The sequence below is a fragment of the Labrenzia sp. PHM005 genome, from assembly GCF_006517275.1.
In the GTDB taxonomy this organism is placed as follows: Bacteria; Pseudomonadota; Alphaproteobacteria; order Rhizobiales; family Stappiaceae; genus Roseibium.
In genome coordinates, this window is sequence record NZ_CP041191.1 from 2890426 (window position 1) to 2911067 (window position 20642).

General features: G+C 49.5%; 15 protein-coding genes. 9 read left to right on the forward strand and 6 right to left on the reverse strand.

Annotated elements, in window-relative coordinates; translation table 11 throughout:
• The first annotated feature begins 194 nt into the window (after positions 1-194).
• The 7 genes from FJ695_RS12960 to FJ695_RS12990 all read left to right on the forward strand — a co-directional run bounded on the left by FJ695_RS12960 (position 195) and on the right by FJ695_RS12990 (position 11018).
• Positions 195-578 carry a hypothetical protein gene (locus tag FJ695_RS12960; protein WP_141185842.1) on the forward strand — a complete coding sequence of 128 codons (384 nt, stop codon included), beginning with the start codon at positions 195-197 and terminating at the stop codon, positions 576-578.
• A 290-nt stretch (positions 579-868) separates the two neighbouring features.
• A complete protein-coding gene (wecB, locus tag FJ695_RS12965) occupies positions 869-2011 on the forward strand; it encodes a non-hydrolyzing UDP-N-acetylglucosamine 2-epimerase (protein ID WP_141185843.1) in 1143 nt (380 codons plus the stop codon).
• 35 nt (positions 2012-2046) lie between these two features.
• The gene (wecC, locus tag FJ695_RS12970; protein ID WP_141185844.1) at positions 2047-3354 is read left to right on the forward strand and encodes a UDP-N-acetyl-D-mannosamine dehydrogenase; all 1308 of its coding nucleotides are present in this window, start codon (positions 2047-2049) and stop codon (positions 3352-3354) included.
• A 98-nt stretch (positions 3355-3452) separates the two neighbouring features.
• Positions 3453-4394 (forward strand): bifunctional 2-polyprenyl-6-hydroxyphenol methylase/3-demethylubiquinol 3-O-methyltransferase UbiG, encoded by a 942-nt coding sequence (locus FJ695_RS12975; protein ID WP_141185845.1) that lies wholly within the window; start codon positions 3453-3455, stop codon positions 4392-4394.
• A gap of 236 nt (positions 4395-4630) precedes the next feature.
• Positions 4631-4894, forward strand: coding sequence for a hypothetical protein (locus FJ695_RS12980; RefSeq protein ID WP_141185846.1), 264 nt, complete (start codon positions 4631-4633; stop codon positions 4892-4894).
• A 1-nt stretch (position 4895) separates the two neighbouring features.
• Complete coding sequence (locus FJ695_RS12985; RefSeq protein ID WP_168206355.1) at positions 4896-8846, forward strand: glycosyltransferase; 3951 nt, start codon at positions 4896-4898, stop codon at positions 8844-8846.
• Positions 8847-11018 carry a heparinase II/III family protein gene (locus FJ695_RS12990; RefSeq protein WP_141185848.1) on the forward strand — a complete coding sequence of 724 codons (2172 nt, stop codon included), beginning with the start codon at positions 8847-8849 and terminating at the stop codon, positions 11016-11018.
• Between the two features lie 131 nt (positions 11019-11149).
• Here FJ695_RS12990 and FJ695_RS12995 read toward each other — a convergent pair whose 3' ends face one another.
• The 6 genes from FJ695_RS12995 to FJ695_RS13020 all read right to left on the reverse strand — a co-directional run bounded on the left by FJ695_RS12995 (position 11150) and on the right by FJ695_RS13020 (position 17990).
• Entirely contained in the window at positions 11150-12886 is a 1737-nt protein-coding gene (locus FJ695_RS12995; protein WP_141185849.1) for a glycosyltransferase family 4 protein, read from the reverse strand.
• Positions 12883-13626 (reverse strand): hypothetical protein, encoded by a 744-nt coding sequence (locus FJ695_RS13000; protein WP_141185850.1) that lies wholly within the window; start codon positions 13624-13626, stop codon positions 12883-12885. Before FJ695_RS13000 ends, FJ695_RS12995 begins: the two co-directional genes overlap by 4 nt.
• An 818-nt stretch (positions 13627-14444) precedes the next feature.
• Positions 14445-15275: a helix-turn-helix domain-containing protein gene (locus FJ695_RS13005; RefSeq protein WP_168206356.1), complete on the reverse strand. Its 831-nt coding sequence runs from the start codon at positions 15273-15275 to the stop codon at positions 14445-14447.
• A 152-nt stretch (positions 15276-15427) separates the two neighbouring features.
• Positions 15428-15646 carry an AlpA family transcriptional regulator gene (locus FJ695_RS13010; RefSeq protein ID WP_141185852.1) on the reverse strand — a complete coding sequence of 73 codons (219 nt, stop codon included), beginning with the start codon at positions 15644-15646 and terminating at the stop codon, positions 15428-15430.
• 90 nt (positions 15647-15736) lie between these two features.
• Positions 15737-16597: a hypothetical protein gene (locus FJ695_RS13015; protein WP_141185853.1), complete on the reverse strand. Its 861-nt coding sequence runs from the start codon at positions 16595-16597 to the stop codon at positions 15737-15739.
• Positions 16598-16667: 70 nt separating this feature from the next.
• Complete coding sequence (locus tag FJ695_RS13020; protein ID WP_141185854.1) at positions 16668-17990, reverse strand: site-specific integrase; 1323 nt, start codon at positions 17988-17990, stop codon at positions 16668-16670.
• Between the two features lie 1792 nt (positions 17991-19782).
• Here FJ695_RS13020 and FJ695_RS13025 point away from each other — a divergent pair.
• Both FJ695_RS13025 and FJ695_RS13030 read left to right on the forward strand, forming a co-directional pair.
• Positions 19783-20331 (forward strand): RNA polymerase sigma factor, encoded by a 549-nt coding sequence (locus FJ695_RS13025; RefSeq protein ID WP_141185855.1) that lies wholly within the window; start codon positions 19783-19785, stop codon positions 20329-20331.
• Positions 20332-20407: 76 nt separating this feature from the next.
• Complete coding sequence (locus FJ695_RS13030) at positions 20408-20638, forward strand: RebB family R body protein (protein WP_141185856.1); 231 nt, start codon at positions 20408-20410, stop codon at positions 20636-20638.
• The last annotated feature ends 4 nt before the right edge of the window (positions 20639-20642 follow it).

Consider the following 20642-nt stretch of genomic DNA (forward strand, 5'->3'; position numbering starts at 1 on the left):
CAGATCTCATCATGACTTCTTTAAACGCCAGCACTCAAGATTGCGAGGAAAGGAGCCTTGAATAGAAGTTAAGCCTGTTTTTAGTTTAGCTCACAATATATCAAGTAATGGTTGCAAAAAGGATTCTTATCTGTTTAATAAAAAATTAATACTAAGCGAAATCAACAATTTCAGAGTCACATTGATTGAGGGTCATGCGTAGATCATTCATCTTTGCTCAATCGAAGCTTGCCGGGCAATTCCGTAGCGGTTCTGAAATGAATCTGGCTGATCCGGATTGCAAAGATCCACGGCTTTCAGGTGCAAGTTCTGGAGTTGTTGGCGTTTTAGAATGTACCATCTATGCGCTCTGTCGGTCAGTGCTCGAGGGCGGTGGGGATATCCTGTATGGAAAAGTGAATAGGGCGTTGATGGCAGGATGGAAGAGTGAGATGGCTGGCCTGCGGCATTCGCATTCTGATGCGCGCTCCCCCAACCTGATTGCGGTCGAGGCTAAACCACAAGTCGCCGTGAGCAAACCGTCCGCCACTTACGATCGGCAGATCCTGGATGGCAAAATCAACCTCGATAAGTATTGATCGAAATGAAGGGGCAGATTGACCTGAAGCACTTCCATTTGGTCGGCGGTTGCATCGCAAAAATGTGATAAATCTCTGATAAAAAAGTTGCTTGGTCGGGTCATTTGGTAGCAACGGGTGACTGACCATCATCTGGAATACTAAGTGCAGTGTTGATGAATGGTTGCGTGTAAGTAAGTGGAGCGAAATTAGAAAACAATTTTCTTTATAATGGCAAGGAAAATAGTAAAGGTGCATATTTACTTGCTGTTTTTTGGGGAAATTTATTGAGAAACAAAAGGTTTGAAATTATGGTTCATGTTGTCGTCTTCGTTGGGACCCGTCCTGAGGGTATTAAGATGGCCCCAGTGGTACAGGCTCTTCGAAGTTCTGAAGATTTCCGATGCACGCTCGTCTCCACTGGTCAACATCGCGAGATGCTGGAGCGGGCGCTCGCAGACTTCAATATTGAAGCAGATATTGATCTTGCCGTAATGCAGCCCAACCAGACGCTTGCTTCCCTAAGCAGCCGTCTGTTTCAAAAAGTCGATGAAGTGCTAGCAGAGCTGAAGCCGGACTGGGTATTGGTTCAAGGTGATACGACGACAGTGATGGTGGGAGCGCTTTGCGCTTTCTATCGGGGCATTCCAGTCGGACATGTAGAAGCTGGATTGCGGAGTCACGACATGCTCGCACCGTATCCCGAGGAGCTTAACAGGCGCGTTGCTAGTTTGGTTACTGATCGGCATTTTGCACCAACTCACGGTGCTGCCGCCAATTTGTCTGAAGAGGGCATCGAAGAGGCAAAAATTGTGGTAACCGGCAATACTGGCATCGATGCTCTCTTGCAAACAGCTGCATCGGTGCGGCAGACGCCGCCTAACTTGACTTATGAAGTTTCAGATTTCCTGACACAGCATGAGCGGTACGTTTTGATTACCGGCCACCGGCGTGAGAATTTCGGCGAAAGATTTCAAGAGATCTGCCATGCCATCTCAACCTTGGCAGATAATCATGCTGACGTAGGTTTTCTGTATCCTGTTCACCTAAATCCGCGTGTTCGCGGACCGGTTTTCGAGATCATCAAGGATCGACCAAACATTCTGCTAACTGATCCTCAGGAGTACCGCAAGTTCGTTCATCTGATGGATCGTGCATATCTATTGTTATCGGACTCAGGCGGGGTGCAAGAAGAAGCTCCAAGTCTGGGGAAGCCTGTATTGGTGATGCGAGATGTCACAGAAAGGCCGGAAGGCATTCAAGCGGGTTGCGCCGAGCTCGTGGGTTCTTCGAAAGATACGATAATTCAGAGAGTAACTGCACTGCTCAATGATCCTGTGCAGTACCGACAAATGGCTCAAGCACAAAATCCATACGGCGACGGTCAGGCGAGCAAACGCATCGCAGACACACTGCGATTGCATATCGCAGCTGACCAAACAGATGCCGCTTGAATCCGATATTTAGTTAGTAGTTGAGGAAATTGGGCATGTTACATGAATTGAATACGATAAGCGTAATTGGACTTGGATACATTGGTTTGCCGACAGCGGCCATTCTTGCATCTTCTGGCAAAAATGTAGTCGGTGTAGACATTAACAACACGGCCGTAACTGCAATAAACGAAGGGCGCGCTCATTTCTTTGAACCAGAATTAAACTCCATGGTTGCGGACGGTGTTCAAAGTGGGAATTTGCGAGCTGTGAATTCGCCGGAAGCCGCTGATGCCTTCATAATCGCTGTCCCCACTCCCGTCTCTAAAGGCAACGTTCCATACCTCGGCTATATCGAGGCTGCGGCCAACTCGATTGCTCCAGTGCTGAAATCAGGCGATTTGATCATCTTGGAGTCGACATCTCCTGTTGGAACCGTTGAAATGATGGCGAGCAAATTGGCCGCGGCGCGCCCGGATCTGAAATGGCCACACGAGGTTGGTGAAGCAGCGGATATGCTTGTTGCCTATTGCCCGGAGCGGATTATTCCAGGTCGTATGATGACTGAATTGGTCGAAAATGATCGGATAATCGGCGGCCTTTCCGAAAACTCGATCATGGCGGCAACAGCGCTCTACAGCAGTTTTGCTCGCGGTAAACTGGTTCCAACGACAGGCCGAACGGCCGAGATGGTGAAGCTGACTGAAAATGCGTACAGAGACGTCAACATTGCATTTGCAAACGAATTGTCAAAGGTCTGCGACCATTTTGGCATCGATGCATGGGAAGTCATTGATCTGGCTAATCATCACCCCCGCGTGAACATTCTCAATCCGGGGCCAGGTGTTGGCGGCCACTGTATTGCAGTCGATCCATGGTTTATCGTTCACGCGGCAGACGGGCTTGCGCCCCTCATGCAAACAGCCCGGGAAGTGAATGACAGCAAACCTGGATACGTGGTTGATAAAGTGGCCGCAATGGTACAGCCCGGCGATAAAATTGCCTGTCTCGGTCTTGCGTATAAAGCAGATACCGATGATCTCCGCGAAAGCCCGGCTATTCAGGTTGTTGAGGAGATGGCGGATGCTGGAATTGGCCAGTTGCTTGCTGTTGAGCCAAATGTTGAGGCACTCCCATCGTCACTCATACAAAAGGGTGTGATGCAGTCGTCACTGCCTGATGCTTTGCGACAATGCGAAACGATCGTTCTATTGGTCGACCATCAGGCATTCAAAGAGCTCGATTTGTCTCTGCTGCAAGGCAAGCGTGTTTACGATAGCAGGGGCATTTGGCCTCAATATCGTGCCTGTAAGGATAAACCTGCGCCAACTCTATTGCACACATACGTTGAGGCCGCGGAGTAATTCGTCGGTATTGGTAAGTGAGTTTTCGCTTCCGCTTAACCTATATTAAATGGCCGTGGCTGCGGGCTTGAGCCAAGTTTCATTGGATTTGATGAGTTATGACCAAGGGCGCGCTGACCAATACGAAAACCGTCACTGGTCTAAAGAAAATGAACGATGGATCCAAACTTGGCCTAGCACGGGATCGGATCGCGCAGGCCTATATGGGGCTATGGGGCGGAGCGTCGACGATTGACAAGGCACGCAGGCGCATTCACTGGATCACGTCTCGAGTTGTTGGGGCCAATGTTCTTGATGTCGGCACAAGTGAAGGCATAGTCCCGATCCTTTTGGGGCGTGAGGGCTTTCGCGCGGTTGGAATTGATATCAATCCGGAAGCTATAGCCTACGCTGATCAATTGCTGGAACAGGAAGCGGAAGCTATCCGAGAGCGCGTTCAGTTTCGAAATGTGAGTCTATTCCAGGATGAGACAGATACTGTATTCGATACAGTCATCTTGGGTGAGGTTATAGAACACGCAAGCAACATCCGAAAATTTATTAAGACGGCTGTATACCATCTAGCTGATGGCGGTGTCCTTATATTGACTACGCCATTCGGTGTGTTTCCTGACCGAGATCACAAGCATACATTTTATCTAAGTGACGTCCGTGACCTGCTGACAAGTCATGGTGACATTGAGCATCTTGAAGTGGTTGATGGATACATCCGCGCGGTGCTTCGAAAAGATTTAAAAGATAGTTCCGGTATCGATGCGCAAGAAAGCAAAGACATATTGCTTGATGAGAACTTGCTCAGTCTAACGGAAGAAGCATCGCATGCGGTACAAGTCACCCTACACAAACATATAGATGACGAACGTCAAGCAAAAGAAAAACTTCTGAATGAACTGGACCAGGCGCAAAGCGCAATCAGTTCCCTAAATGAAAGCCTAGTCGAAAAGTCAGAAGCGTTGGCTGCTGCGCTTCAAGAAATATCTACAACCCGTGAGCAATTGGCCAGGGTCACAGAGGCTTTATTGGAATACAAGAAAAAGTAGAAGAGTTTCAACAAATTGTAGAGGCGCGGGAGGCAGAACTTCGGACGGCCGAGAGGCGCCTCTCAGATTTACAGTTGAGTCGTGGGAGTCGAATTGAAGAGGTGAAATACCTTAAGCGCAAGCTTATTCAAGCCGAAAAACACTTAGTCTGAGCGAGCAGAAAGTTGCCAATCGAGTTGCAAGTTTGAAAATGATGTCCGGGGACCTCAAAAAAAAATTCTGCGCGTTGTGATCAGATGCAGCAGGAATTTGCTGCAGCGAGAGCCGAAGACGTCCAACGACTTGCCCTTCTTGAAGAAAAAGAAACAGAGATAGTGATACAGGCGCGGCAAATTAAACAGGTGCATGCCGAATTGGGCGCAGAACAACAGCGCAATGCGGCTCTAGTGCAACAAAATGAAAAAGTTGAGTCCGATCTCTGCGAATTGCATGACCAGTTGTCGGCAGCGAAAGCTGAACCGAAGGACAAGGACAAATTGGTAAATGAGCAGGATTCCTAAAATGCCTAAGCTTGAAACATCTGAGGCCGCTGCTGCAGATACCAAGAAGAGCCGTGTGGAATTAGCGATCGAGCTTGAGAAAGCGCGGGCTGACCTTTCTGGAATGCGCGAACAATTGGCAGCGGCCGAGGCAGAACTGAAAGTTAAGGACGCTGCGCTTTCCGAGAAAGACGTGGAAGTTGCAGCGCGCGTAAAGCAGCTTGAGACGGTGAAGGCTGAGACTGACGAATGGCGCGGAAAGGCAACTGAGTTAAAGGCCGAGTTGGATGCTGCCAATATAAAGTATCAACGGGCGACACAGCAGGAAACTGACTTGAAAGCTACTGGCCATAAACAGCTTTCTATATTGAAGAATGGTCAATTGAGATGGACACATGCGTTGTTACAGTTGTTGGAAGTCTTCGATCTGCGCCCATCAGACATTGCTGCCGCCTGCACGAAACTGGCAAAGGAACGTTTTACGGACGACGATTTCAGTACACTCTTGCTCTCCTCGATAGCTCACGCCGCAGAACCAAAGCCTTTCCGTGAGAAATGGATGGGTTTCAACTTACTTAAAAGTGGGCTTTTGGAAGCCGCTAAGGAAATTCTGGTTCCCCTTCATGGCCGGATCAATTTTTCGAAGTCCGAACTGCGGGCCTTAGACGCCCTGCTGGCGTTTAGCTCTGAAAAACGACTAGATCAGCCGGATAGCCAAGCGTCGGCTGCGAAGCTTGTAGTGGACAAGCCGTTTATCCAACTGCGGATGGCTTGTATCATGGATGAATTCACCCACGCCTCGTTTGCTCCCGAGTGCCAGCTGCAGCAACTGACACCTGAAGCTTGGGAGATTGAGATCAGCGAATTCACGCCTGACATACTCTTCATCGAATCTGCCTGGCGCGGAAAGGACGAAAAGTGGGGCAACAAAGTAGGACATCTGAGTAGCGAAGTACGTGACATTATAAGCTGGTGTAAAAGCCGTGGTATTCCAACGGTTTTCTGGAATAAAGAGGACCCCGTTCACTTCGAGACTTTTTTGACGACGGCGGTGCAATTCGATTACGTCTTCACCACCGACATTGATTGCATTGGTCGTTACAAGGCGACTCTCGGGCACGACAGAGTATATCTTCTCCCGTTTGCTTGTCAGCCAAATATACATAACCCGATTGAAGTTTACGACCGCAAGGACGCCTTCTGCTTTGCGGGCGCCTATTATGTTAAGTATCCGGAACGTACCCGTGACCTTGAAGAATACATTGAAGAACTGCCGAGTTTCAGACCAGTTGAGATATTCGATCGGAATTACGGAAAAGACGATCCAAACTACCAGTTTCCAGTCGACTATGATCCTTTTATTGTCGGTACCCTGCCATTCGATCAGATTGACCGCGCTTACAAAGGTTACCGTTACGCGATAAACCTGAACTCGATCAAGCAGTCTCAGACGATGTTCGCGAGGCGGGTTTATGAGTTGCTCGCGTCAGCGACATTGACCGTGAGTAGTTTCTCCCGGGGGCTTCGCCTATTGTTCGGGGATCTCGTGATCTCCAGTGATAGCGGAAAAGAAGTCCTTCGACGCGTTCAGGAGATTGAGGAAAGCCCAAGCATTGCTAGGCGTTTCCGCCTTGCCGGCCTTCGTAAAGTGCTTTTGGAACATACCTACGGCAACAGGCTTGCGTATGTGGTGGATAAGGTTGGGATAAAAACAACCAATGAGTTGTTGCCTCACGTCACAGTGATCGGGCAAGCGAGAACAGCGACGGAAACGAAAGCGTTGCTGGAGCACTTTAAACGGCAGAATTATACGGCGGCGAAGCTCGTAATTGTTGCCGAAGCTGCCGCGGTATCCGCAGCAGAAGCAATCGCTGGCGGGCGGGTGAAGGTCTTGCTGCAGGACGCGGCGTCGATGCAAACTGTGGGTGACGCCGTAGGACAAACCGATTATGTCGCTTCATTTACACCAGATGATTACTATGGCTCAAACTTTCTTACTGACTTAATGTTGGCTACCAAATATGCAAACGCAGACGTTTACGGAAAGGCTTCATATTTTACCTATAAGGAAAATGAAGTATTTCCTCCTGATATCCGCAGCACTTATAAAGTAGTATCAAAACTTGCCGTGCGTTGCTCCATTTTCCGCAGAGGAAGGATTGAGTCTGCTAAACTTTTAGATTGGGTTGCCGGCATTCAGCATAAGGATGTATACGGTGGAACCCTGTTTAGCATTGACGAATTCAACTACTGTCGCATGGGCGCGACGGATGATTCTGCCCACACTGCCATAATGGAACTTGTCGACGACCTCAAGGATCTGCGTTTGGGGTTGCCGGTGTCTGATCTCTTGAGGGACGCAGAACAGATACCGCCTTTAGTATCGGAGCAAGGCGATAGCACAATCATTCCTGGTTCGGAAATCGCCACAGCGCACGCTCCGCCAAAAGAGGGATCTGTCACGTGGGACGTCGAGAACAGCGCCTGGACCATCACCTCGACGCTCGCAGACGGTAAACACACCTACATCTACCAAAATCGGGAGTATTCTCCTGCTGATCTCATAACCAACGGTGTGTTGAAACTCCACTTCGACGTGACACCTGGCTTAAACTTACGTTGGGTCATTCTCTTCCTTGACCACAAAAAGGAGCGGTTTGGGCACGAGATCATTCCCGCAAATCGCAACGAACAGATCGAGCTACCAGAGGGAACAACCTGGCTTCGATTTGGTGTTCGTGTTTACGGTAGCGGAAGTGCCAATGTGCGAGGTTTGGTTCTGGGGGAACGTCGGCCTCGGCCTGTAGAACCGATACCTCAAACTGACTGCCTTTTGGTGACAAACCATTACCCTTCTAATGATGATCTTTATAGAAATGGCTTCGTTCACAAGCGAGTGGTGGCTTATAGAGAAAATGGAATGAATGTTGACGTATTTCGTTTCCGGCCGGATGTAGATACATCTTTCCACGAGTTTGAAAACGTCGACTGTATGAGCGGCTCTGCCCGACAATTGGAAGTCGCACTTTCCAGTGGGCGGTACAGAAGAGTTGTAGTGCATTTCCTTGAGCCAGAAATGTGGAACGTGCTCAAAAAATTCATTGATCGGTTGCGCGTGATAGTTTGGATACATGGTTCGGAAATCCAGCCGTGGTGGCGGCGCTCATATAACTTCACTGACCAAAAAAGCCTTGAAGCAGCAAAAGAGCAAAGTTCTGTCAGAGTGGCGTTTTGGCAAGAAGTATTGGGTGATTTCCCAATTGGCTTGCACCTTGTGTTTGTTTCTTCATACTTTGCAAATGAAGTAATGGAGGATTTGGAAATTAAATTAAAAGACTATCAATACTCAATTATACATAATCCAATAGACGATAGTTTGTTTAATTATATAGAGAAGGACAAAGAGCAAAGGAAGCGTGTTCTTTCAATTAGGCCTTTTGCTTCACTGAAGTACGCTAATGATCTTTCAGTGGCTGCTATAAAACTGCTCAGCGAAAAAGAATTTTTTAAAGAGATGACATTTCAGATAGTTGGAGATGGCGTGCTTTTTGACGAGACTGTCAAACCGCTAATCGGTTTGCGTAATGTCAAAATTGACAAGAGGTTCTTGACGCAATCCGAGATTGCGCAGTTGCACAAAAGATTTGGCGTGTTCCTCAATCCTACAAGAATGGATGCACAAGGAGTATCTCGCGATGAGGCTATGTCATCTGGCTTGGTGCCGGTCACATCAGATGTTGCAGCAATTCCGGAGTTTGTGGATGAGACTTGCGGCTTCTTGGCTGCACCAGAGGATGCTGCTGAGCTAGCTAGTGCCATTGAGACTCTTTATTACGATAGCGATCGGTTTCTAGCTATGTCCGAGGCAGCGGCGAAACGTGTCCGGAAGCAAAGCTCCGTTAATCGCATTGTTGAGTTAGAATTACGCTTACTAAAAGATAGCCCCCCCCAAGACGTAGATGAGGCAGTATAAATGGAGGAAGCAACTCAGATTGCAAAAACTCACTTTGTACCTTCTCAGCAAACGTCTCTTCAATTGCAGGACAGGAACCTGTTATCCGTATCGAGGTACACCGCGACTGCTCAGGAAAATGCTGATCGGTTATTCGCGGCAGATTTGATTTGCAATGGTGTTGTAACGGATGTTGGGGATCATGTTTCGGCGGCCTTTACCGGCGAAACGGACAGTTATCAGTTGAAGCTAGCCTTGCCGGAAGCGCAACTTTCTAATGGTACTGGCGCTCGCATCCGCCTGCGCGGTTGGGAAAGTATAAATTACATCTGCATTGGTTACTCGTGGGAGCACACGTTTCAGCATGTGAAGGCATTCAATCCAGCAATGGACCATTGGTTTGACCTATTGGTTGGCCACGAGGATTTAGCTTGGGGTTGGAGCCACAACTGGGTGCATCCGGAGGACCGCGATATCTCCGACATCCGGATATATATCAAAGGAAAGCCAGGAGCATCAGCGTATCTGGATATCACCGAGATGGCTCTCTGGAGAGAAAGCCAAGCGGCCTCGCAAGATTGGTTAACGAACAGTCAGCCTGTGCCCGAGCGTGTGCTAGATGCTATCCAGACCTATGAACGCAAATGTTTTCAATCCTACTCAACGCAGGCGCAAGAGTTTATGAATACTGGCAAATGCCCGTTGCTCGGCAATGTCATGCTTAATTGGCCGACATCGACCTCGGTCCCTCCTGCGTTGTGTGAGATTGGCACGTACCAATTTTCCTGGCACGCGCTGCATCCCGCAGTAATTTTGATGCTGTACGCTCATGACTTTGGAGAGCTTGGCGCACTATTCGCCGCGCGGGATTTTGCCACTGGGTGGATCGAGCGCAGTTATGTCCAGCCCGACGATAACCTAAAATACGCTTGGTACGATCACGGCACCGCCGAGCGTTGCTTGGCCATGGTTCAGCTCCATGCTGCCGGGCAGCAACATGGATTTGATCATCGGTTCATGGCCCAGATAAGCTGTGTGATCTTCCGTCATGCGCAGTTGCTTGCGTCCGAGGCTTTTTATGCAAGCCACCAATCTACGCGCTACCATAACCATGCATGGTTTCAAGATCTAGTTTTGCTCGCGGTCAGCCTAGCTTTTCCTGACTGGCCTTGTGCGCCGAGTTGGGGGAAGATTGCGAATACAAGGTTGGAGGACCAATTCGCTAAACTAATTAAGCGTGAAAAGGGTCGTGCAGTATTCGTCGAGAATTCCATTGGCTATCATAATGGTGTTCAGCGCATTATTGAATTCGCCGGGAATCTAGCTTTGAATGATCGGCGCGACTCTATATTTCCGTCCATCGCTGAGGAGCTGCGCGGCTTTGGGGAGTTCTTCCGCTATCCTGATACTCGTTGCTTCGTGTCTCAGGGTGATACCTACCGTAGGCCAAATCTTAATGTTTCAAATCCCCGTGGGCAAACCCCATATGGCCGAACCGATGTGACGATACTTCCCGCAACAGGTTATGCAATAGTAAAAGCCAATCATGAAAACCGACCTTTCATGCTGACAATGCTGGCAACATCAATATCAAGCACCCACAAGCATGAGGATAATCTGTCCGTAACCCTTTATTTCGACGGCGTGGAATGGCTCATCGATCCAAGCTTCTTTTCGCATGAGTATAAAGATACGATTCCAGCTTATTTGCGCTCAGCTGCAGCCCATAATAACATATTTATTCCAAACCAACCGTACTCGATTTCTCCTGGCTTAGCACGACTGGATGGTACGGAGATAGAAGACGCTTGTAGAATATCTGGTAGCCACGACGGATATGAAGGTCTGCGTATCACTCGCCAACTTACCTGCTCCACTAAACAATTGGAGATCACCTGCACTGATATGCTTTCGATGCCATGTGCGGAAGCACAGTTGCGTTTTCAGTGTGGCGAATATGTGTCTGCGCACATTGAAGAAAACAGAGTTTTCCTTACCCACCCAGGTTCGGATTTTACTCTTGAATTGGAAATTGGCGCAGCAGCTATTGGTCGAGTTCGAGGGGATATGCAGCCGAGTTCTCGCATTGGAGGCATTGTTGGGCATGGGTTTATGGAGCACAACACAATCGAAACTCTGATAGCCGATTTTGACTCTAAATCTGAGATCAATTGGTGCTTGCGAGTTGTTTGACGGCTGCCGCCAGTCTTAAATGATGTGCAACCTGCTTTACCCTGCTGTTGGCTCGGAGTAATACTTCTGAGCCTTTTTTGCGCCGATGGTTTGCATAAATTCTTATCTGGTTTTCGAACCAAAGAGGTCCGTCAAATTTGGGGAGCTCCAGGTTGTAAGTACGGCAAGAGTTCGTTGTAGACATCATCTATTGGCAAGACGACGTCATCCCAACTTCGGAGTTGCTTCATAGCTGTCTTACCCTTCATCCCAATAGTTTTGAGCCTATTTGGATTGTTCAACGCAAAGCAAATCGCTTTGACAAGAGCAGCCAAATTATCTTTTTCAAATATTAGGCCACCGCCCACCTCTCTGACGACGTCTTCCAACGGTTTGACGGAGGAAACAATGATAGGTAAGCCGGCAGCTAAAGCTTCAAATGGTTTGAGCGGAGTTACCAATTCACATACCGGCCAACCGCGACGGGGAATGCAAACTACATTCATGGCCGCATAGTATTCGGCCAGTTTGTTCTGGTTGACATGTCCGACGAAATTTACCAAGTCTTCTAAATTCAGATGCCGCACAATGTTTTCAAGGAGTGGCCGAACCAAGCCGTCTCCAACGATCAGCAATCGAACATCTTCTGTCCGCTGGACCCGTATCTCTCGCAATGCTTCGATCAGAAGATCAAGGCCTTCATAGTCAACAACTGAGCCAACATATCCAATTAGGAAAGCATCAAGAGGAAGGTTCAGGTTCGCTCTTGCATCCGCAAAATCAAGTTTTTCTTTCGAAAACACTTCAAGATCAATCCCATTCGGAACCGTTTGAAAAGGCTGAGAGGTGCCAAACTTAGGATCCGCGGCGTAGCGTTCGCCAACCGGGTTGTTGATCGCGATAAAACGATCCGCGCCCGCTGCGGCAGCACGCTCTAACTTCAGATCGAGTTGGTAAGCATCACTATTCTTGTACATTGGGTCTCGTGAGGCCCGTGTTACCTCCCAAGCCCCTCGAGCTTCATAAATCGAGGGTATGCCGCATGCGCGCGCAGCGGCAACAGCAGGAAGGCCACAAATCGCATTGGATGCGGCATGAATCAGAGAAATACGGTTTTGTTCAATGAATTCTACCAAGCGAAGGGTTGCAGCCCGCAAATAACTGAGAGGTGGAAGGGTGTTGAGATTTTGCAGGTTCGACGGCGAGAAAGCATATTCAATGCCATCAACAGTCTGTCGAGCTTGCAAATTGTCTCGTGGATTTTCACCCGGCAATTGCCGGTCTACTGGAAATCCGAGTCGTGTTCCGATCCTGATGTCCCAACCCCGGCGTTTTAGCGCCGCTACGATAGATGCTGTCCGATGTGCATAGCCGTTGTTGTGATAAGGCAACGCATGATGTGCAAAATAAAGGATGCGCGGATCATCGGCTCTGATGGGTTCTCGGCGTCGCGTCGATGGCTGGAGTGTCGCAATAATATCCGGGCATTCTGCAAGCTCTTGGCATTCGCTGATGCGAGCGGCAAGTTTATTGATTTGGCGCGAATTGGATATCGTGGAAGTGCAAAGAAGGTTGTTTGCCTGTGACGTCTGGCCTAGTCGGTCTAGCATTTTCAGCCGCTCCAGGCGCACCATTCCTCGATAATGCGCAGGTGACGAATTGGGCGAAAGCGCGTCTAATGCAGCAGCTTCTTCAACAGCCATTCTTTGGTCCAATTCCCAGAGCCACAATAAAAACCTCTGCGCCAACAACTCGAAGCGCGCTGGCTGTAAGGCATAAATCTGCCGGATGTTGATTTGGACCTGTTTAACTCCATGGCGCTTTAGCAAGTCACGTACTGGGGTTTCAGGATTAAGGTCTAGCCATGTTTCTTCTACACTTGAGGTCATGCTTTCCCCAAGTGTTCGCGCACGAGATAATCAAGAAACATCAGGCGGTCTTCTTGGTCGTCGAGACGCTTCTCCATTTGCGAAACGAGGCTGAGAATGTCACCAGGATTGAAGTATCCAACGGGGCAACCTTCCAAAGGCACATTCCCGTCTTTGAAGCGAATTTCTAAACGTGATGGAATAGTTAGTTGTTTAGCGTTCGGAACCGCTATCTCAAATCCATGGTTCCCAGATCCCATGCCCAAATCTTCAAGGTCAGGCCTGTAGCGGTCTGCTTTAAATTCCAGAGCCACTTCATTGTTCAACAACAACACTAAGGTGGCAGCTTCATTCGGCTGATCCATATCGCAAGCCCAACCGCGAAGGTTAGGGCCTTCAATGGCGTCCAACGCACCTTTCTGCGTTGATAATGGAGTAAGTTCTGAGACTTGGAGCTTGTAAGGCGAATTCAGAATAGATTGGCCAGTATCTTGATCCAGGAAGGTAACAGTATGGATCATTCCATCGCGAAAAACAGAAGGTGCTGGTACACGAAAAGCATGGCAGCCATCCCCATAACCTTCGTTTTCAAGGTCGGAGCGAAACAAGTCTGCAATCACGAAAATGGGTTCCAGATCATCGATTTTGAGTAAGAAGGGAACGCTTAGACCATAGTCATTCGAGTCAACCGCCCAGCCGCAGAGACAGCCGTCTCTTAGGCCTTCGAAGTGGCCAACAACAGATGAGTTTTCGATGATCATGGGCCCAATTGCTCCTACTGAAAATACCGAAAAGTGATTTTGAAAATCCAGTAACTTAATACATTTTCGATCCCCTGTTTGCACATAGTATTTGCGTCCGAACTGAATAAATTTCTAGGTACCGTGAGGCTATGTTAGTTGCCCCGCATTCGTTTCGTACAATATCGTGACTGCGCAGTTAAATGTGGGTTTGGTTGTGGGGGAAGTTATCTGTCGAAGTAAAATATTATAGAATGTGCCGCCAATAATTTATGTATCGAATAATGGGAATACTTGTTCGGGGTAGTATATTTAGCCAAGAATTTTGGCATATTTTAAACCCTGAGCTAGGAGCCAAGTAATGCATCTTGAATGCAGCTAAGTGCTTGCGCCCGCCAGCAGGGTATTTAGAGCAGATGGCAACGTTATTTAACAGAGAGTATGAAGCATTCGGAAAACTAGCCACGGTCATCACCAAATCGACGCGGATGAACTAAAATTACTGTGCCGCTCATATGTGAAGTCGCTAATCCAAACTATTCAAATTCAAAAACCGAGGATTATTACAAGAATTGCAATCTTATCGTGTCTCTCGATACCAATGTAATTTATAAGAATTATTACAGGTGCAAATGTCAAGGCATTGCAACCTGTTTGTCCTTAACGCAGCGTTTTGACCGAGCAGAGGCTTTGGCCTGCCAATTCGCGCCAAACCTGACCCTGACAATGATCCTGACAGGTTGCAAAATACCGCGTGCTCGAAAGGCCCGCGGTCGCGAATAAGCCCGTGGGCATGATTGTCCCTGAAAGGACCCGCAAGGCTCCCTTCAGGGCGCAGTTTACCATTGGATTTTTCTCAGGCGGCGCTTCACCGAATTCTGGATGGCTCTCGTAAAATACTTCAAGCTACTGGGCGGTTCTTGGCATCTCGCCATAACCTTGGCAAGCATTGGGACGATGTCTAGATCTACATCTGCGCCGAAGTCGTGCCACTCCAGAACGGTATCAAGGCCGTCAGACAGGTTTGAATGCTCAAGATGGATGCCAACAAAGAGCAGCTGCTGTTTCACTTTTTCAATGTAAGGGGAGGCTCCTTGGGCCTTCATTCGAAGTTCATTGGCAGTCATCACCGGTTGAGCGCGGGGGTGTTGTGTCAAGGTTGAAAAGCCGGGCATGGTGACGCTTTTGTCGACCCTGTCCGTTTTTAGTACTGCGTTATTAGACTTGACGTTCTTAGTGTGGCCGCACCGCTCGGGCCTGCCCTGCGCTGCAGGCGCTGCCGGAATAGCCCCATTATGGGACTTTAAAACCTCGCTTGTGCCTGCTGGTGGCGCTGTCGAGGCGACAGGGCTGTCGTCATAGTTGATGATGTATCCAAGAGAACAACATCCTCCATCAGGGCGCCGGTTGTTTACCCGTTTGAGCCAGCCAAGCGCTTCAAGGTTGTTGACGGCTCGCTGAACGGTTGACCGGGCAAGGCCGAGTTCCTTGGCCATTTTGTTTTGGGAGCGGATTGTGTGCCCTTGCCGATTTGTGCTGTAGCACAGTAGGCCCAGCACCCTGAATTGGGTCGCGGACAGGTTCTTGTCAAACACTGCGCCGGACGGAATGATGGAGAGGCGAGGACCGCGGCGTTTGGGCGGGCCGCCGTCTTTTGTGTTTCTGTGCATTTGGCGGCGCTCTGGCCCAGTCATTGGGCCTGAGGCCTGTCCTATCGATGGCGGATCCGTCTTATTTATCTTGAGCCGTTCGTCGTCATGAATGGCCTGATTGGAAGTTTCCGTTTTCGATTTGAAAATGGGTTTTTTTGAAGGTCTCATTTTCACACCTTCAATGCACTGGTTGAGGCCGCGATGCGGTCGTTGACCCAGGCCTGCAAATCGTCTGGCCGATAGCGAACTGCACGGCCCAGTTTTACAAAAACAGGTCCTTCTCCCCTGACCCGCCAGGCTTGAAGGGTTCTGATGGATAGACCCAGATATTCAGCAGCCTTGGTTTCGTTCAATAAATGTGTGTTGGGTATCTCTCGAGATCGTTGCATAACCATCGCCTGTGTTTCGGTTTCGATGGTTTGAGACTGATTTCAATTTACGTTCCGAAATAGGGAGGGGGTATTAATTGGCAGGAGGGGTTATTTTAAAACTTTGATTCCACGATATTTTTTGGGGATTGTGCCGGATTTCTTCCAGTCTGGCGGGGCGTATTTGTCCCAGATTTTGTCAAACCGGTCTTCGCTAAGCTCAGGGAACTTGTGCTTTGCCTCTCTAAAAACCCAGGGCCGACCGTAACATTTGAAATACTTGAAAAACTCATGGTCCAGCCAAGCCGCGATCTTGGGATCAGAAAGCCTCGGGGGCTTGTTGAGGTTACGTCGTGTTTCGTCGGCAAGCGCTAAACTGGCATTGGAAAACAAATGAAACTGCTTTTTTGGAAGCGGCATTCGGATCGTATTGTTGGAAAAATCGAGATAGATGCGATCGGGACGAGAGCGCCAGTCGGATCTCTGCAGTATTTCCCGGTGTCCTGACACACCGCGTACCCAAATCTCGATGTGTCCGTCCGAAATGTTCTGAAAAAACACCTCGAGATAACTCAGGATCAGATACACCGCGTTCCGGACAGCATCTGGTTTTGCAGGGATAACCGCACCGTCCTCGACTTTCACTCTTATGTATCGCTTTTGGCGGCGCGCAGCATCTCCCGATCTCGAACCACGATTGGGGTTTGGCTGGCGCTGAGTTTTGTCTGGCAGTTTTCTTTCTGTTGTGACTCGCCGGCATGCGGCATCAACATCGAACAAAAACGGGACGTATTGGCCAAATATCCAGCTGATCAGGGCAATATTTGTGTCGGGAAAAGTTGGATCCGCAGCCGCCGCATGGGCCTTTGCAGTTTGCACATCGTCTGCGGTCCAGATCAGCAGCTCGAATGCTTCCAGAAGCGTTTGCCCGTTCAAGGCTTTAAGATTCTGTCTTGGAAACTCAATGATCATAAAACGCAGGTGTTGTTGAAAAGTGTGCAATCATAAATAGTTTTATGCACAAATTTCAACCTAAAGGGACTTAGCTAGGGAAGGGGCGCCGTCCGGGAAACTGGATGACATTGCCATCGGCCTCCAGTTCTCTGGATTCCAGCGCTTGACGCTTCGCCAATCCTTCAAGAAGGCGTTGACCGATCAATTCTGACAACACCCGGATCGGGTCGAGATCCGTATTCACATACCGGTTTGTGATCGTAACATTGCGATGGCGGAGAAGGTGACTTATCAAAAATGCGTTTCCTCCGGCCTGGGCCGCATAAGTGCCGACCGTGTGGCGAAGGTCATGCAGGCGGATGTCTTCGATTTGCGCATGCTCCCGGATCCTCTGCCAGGCGTTTTGAACGACTTCCCGGGTGATATGGCGCGTTGCGTCCGCATCGCGGGGCAAGATGTAGTTGCTTCGCCTTTTTTCATACAGCTGGGTGAGAAGTTTCATCACGGTGTCGCTGGCCGGATGCGGTTTGCGTCCATCTCCCTTACGGCTCGGGAGAGCGATAGTCCGGTTTGGAAAATCAATATGCGACCATTCTGTCGTCAGGATTTCGGAGACACGCGCGCCGGTGTGCAATAGCAAGCGCACGGCAAAAATCGCTGGTTTGCTGACGGGTGTCCGGCGGTCGTTATGTTCTTTGGGCAGGTGTTTGCGTGTCCTTTGTCCGGCTTTGATCACCCAGGGCAATCCAAATCTTTCAGCTTCATCTAGTGTGGCACCCAGCCGGCTCAGCTCCTCGTCAGATAGAAAACGATCGCGCTCCACTTCCTTGTAACGTTGGATCAAGCGCACCGGGTTCGACAGCTCCGGCCGCAATCCCCAGACCTCCGCCAGATTGAGGGCCTTTGACAAGACCGACAGCACCAAATTTGCTTGCCGGGGGGTGTGTTTCAGTTTTGCATGAAGCTCGGCAACATCCGGGCGTGTCAACTCGGTGACCTTCATGGCGCCAAAATGCGGGCGGAGGATTTTTGTAATAATGCGCTTGTGGTGAAGTTGGGTCGCTTTTGCGTTGTGCACCATGACATGGTCGGACCAATACTTGTCCAAGAGATCATTGATCGTGGGGGCCGACCGCAAACCTTGCCGGGTCATCAGCGGATCGTGGCCGTTCCGGACCTGGACAATCAGCTCGCTTGCCATCCGTCTTGCCTCTGCCGGGGTGAGGGCGCCATAGGGTCCAATCGTCAAGCGCCGGGAGCGGGTCGTCATCGTGCGGTATTGAAGGATGAAAGATTTTTTGCCGCTTGGCAGTATGACAAGGCCAAAGCCTTTCAGACTGTCGTCCCACAAGAACCATTGTTTGGCGCGCGGCTTGGCGGCATCGATGGCGCGTTTTGATAACCGGGGCATCCTCGCCTCCTGTGACGGCATCAGACAGCAAATTCAGAGACAGATCAGGGCGCGGCATGGTTAGTTCCAGACCGCTTAGCCTGGGGTTCTGACGGCCTGACGGCTTTTGACGACCGGTCCGCCTTTCTCTTTTTTACAGTGGTCTTCTGTCCACGATTTGAGCCAGTTTTTCTGCTCAATTTGTGTAAGCACTATGTAAGCAGATGGAAGCGAATAAGCGAGAAAATGTCAATAGTTAATCGTAAAGATAAATTCATAAGATATTGAAATAATGTATCTAATGGTAGTTGTTCGCAATATGAAGTATTGAGAAAATGCTTCTCTTAATCAGCGGGTCTGGGGTTCGAGCCCCCACTCACCCACCAATGTTTCCGAAAACATCCAGATTGCGGTTAATGGTGTGTTCTCAGCGCGATGTCCGGCAGTTCATGCAAGCTCAAGATCTGCCAGAGCAGATTTTGCGTGCGCTGACGGCGGGCTGTGGAGTTGAAGCAGTTTGATGAGACTGAATACGCGTTCAAAGCCGGTCGCCGTCCGGAATTTAAGCACCAGGCGCTGCAGTGTCATGTCCGGAACCGAAGGGCCGAGTAAGGGCCCGGTGCGCTGAATGCCAAAAGACGGCTCTCCAGCAAAAGCAACGTGATAGGCTTCCGCCGCCGCTTCCAGATAATGATCCGGAAGGTTGGTCAGTACTGGCTAGTCATTGGAGATGGCGTTGGGAAAAATCATGCGGAAAACACTTTGACGGCCGGCAAAGGTGACATGGGGGACCTTGCCGGGATTTGCTTCTGGCAGGGTGAGGATGCATTTGGAGGAAAGCCGGGTTAACCGGGAATCTGAATTGATCAATCCATTGTTGGACCACCAAAGCTGAAACAAAAATTTTTCTTCGGTGCCAGCGAGGCCGGATTCAACATTTTCGACTGGCAGTGATTTGACAAAACAAATTGGCCATCTGGCTGGCCGTCAAGATCTGCTGCTCCGTCACCGGGGGCGTTTTCTGCTGCCTTGGCAAAAATGTCGTCCTGGGCTGCTTCCGCCAACAAGGCCCGCTGGTTGTCGGATAACAAGGATGTCTGATCATGATCGAATAGATGCTGGCAATAAAAATCAAGCAGATAAAGACAGTCACATCTGGCGGCCAAATGAAACAACTGCAGAAATGATTTTTGTTTGGCTGTATACTCAGATGTATACATTCACGAAAATCCCTTGTTCATCGCGAACTGCAGCTTACTCTTAGAGGCTGGGTCATATCACTGTTTCTATTGGTAATATCAAAAACTACAATTTTTCCAGATGATAGTTTCGCCGACGGATTTTTGCGATCGGTTAGACGGTTGGTTATCCGGTTTTCCAATGGTCTGGACGATCCCGGCCAGGCGGACGACGACATGGTCTTGGATGTTACAGGTTGACGGTCGCTGTCCAATTGCGCCTCCGGTCCTTTTCATGCCTTGTCTATAGGTCCGGTCCCAAGACAGTTAAATGCGGTCGGATGTGAGTTTTCTAATATAGGTTGTATTTGTGGTTGTAATTTCTACGTGTCGGGATAAAGTGATTGTATTGCACTTCAGATAGTTATCTCAATTTAAACAATAATTAAGCGGACTTTCCAGACGGGTTCTCTCGCCGCGGCAACGATAAAGTCACAAAAATATTCACAAGAATTAATTCCTATCGTCTAGTGGTTGTGTGAACAAAACGTGTTCAAAAATGCGAGGCGAGACCCAAAATGACGGGCAGGGACGCACAAGTTTTGACGTGGAGTGGACCAGCGCAAAGTTTATGGATGAGCTGGATTGATGATGGGCAGGTCCTGCGCCGCCGGGCGCTGCGTTTGACCCGCGGTGATCGGGAGGCGGCTGAGGATCTTTTGTCTGCGACCTTAATCAAGGCGGTAAGTCATGTGGAAAGAAATGGCACAGACGTGCGCGAACCGCGGGCGTTTTTGCTGTTTGCCATGAAAAACGAGCACATCAGCCGGTTGCGCAAAGAGACGTCAGAGCGGCAGATCCGTGATTTTGGAACCGACATTTATCAAGATCATCAGGCAGGCCTTGCGGACCGCCAGCCGGATCAGGAAAACCTGCTGCGGCATCAAGATGCCCTGCGCGGTGTGCTGGCGATCGTTAATGCATTGACGCCAGAGTTCAAAAGGATTTTCCGGCTGCGGTTTTGCGAAGAATGCAGTTACCGGGAGATTGCCGGCAAGATGGCGATCTCCGAACCTCTTGCCCGCAAACGGGTTCAGCACCTTCGGGAGCATCTGCGGGCAGCTCTTACGGATGAGCGCGGACACGCTACGCCACGCAATAGTATGTCACAGGCGGTGCAATGATGCGTCCATTTCCTTGACGGTGAGAACCGGACATTAGGCCTAATGGATCGCGATCAAGACGGAATAGGATGAAGACATGGCTGACATCGTCAATGCACAAATCACGGATGCAGTGACCCAGACCAACGTCAAGGTGGTTGCAGAAGCACCGGCTCAGGCGATCGCCAGTCTATACCAGGTTGCCAGTCACGCCTCCGGATTGTCCATCCAGAATGCAGTTCACAGCCAGCAAGCCATGAACCAGATCACCACGGCGGTGGTCTCCAAGGCATGCCAGTTGATCATGGACATTGGTGAATCGGCATAATCAA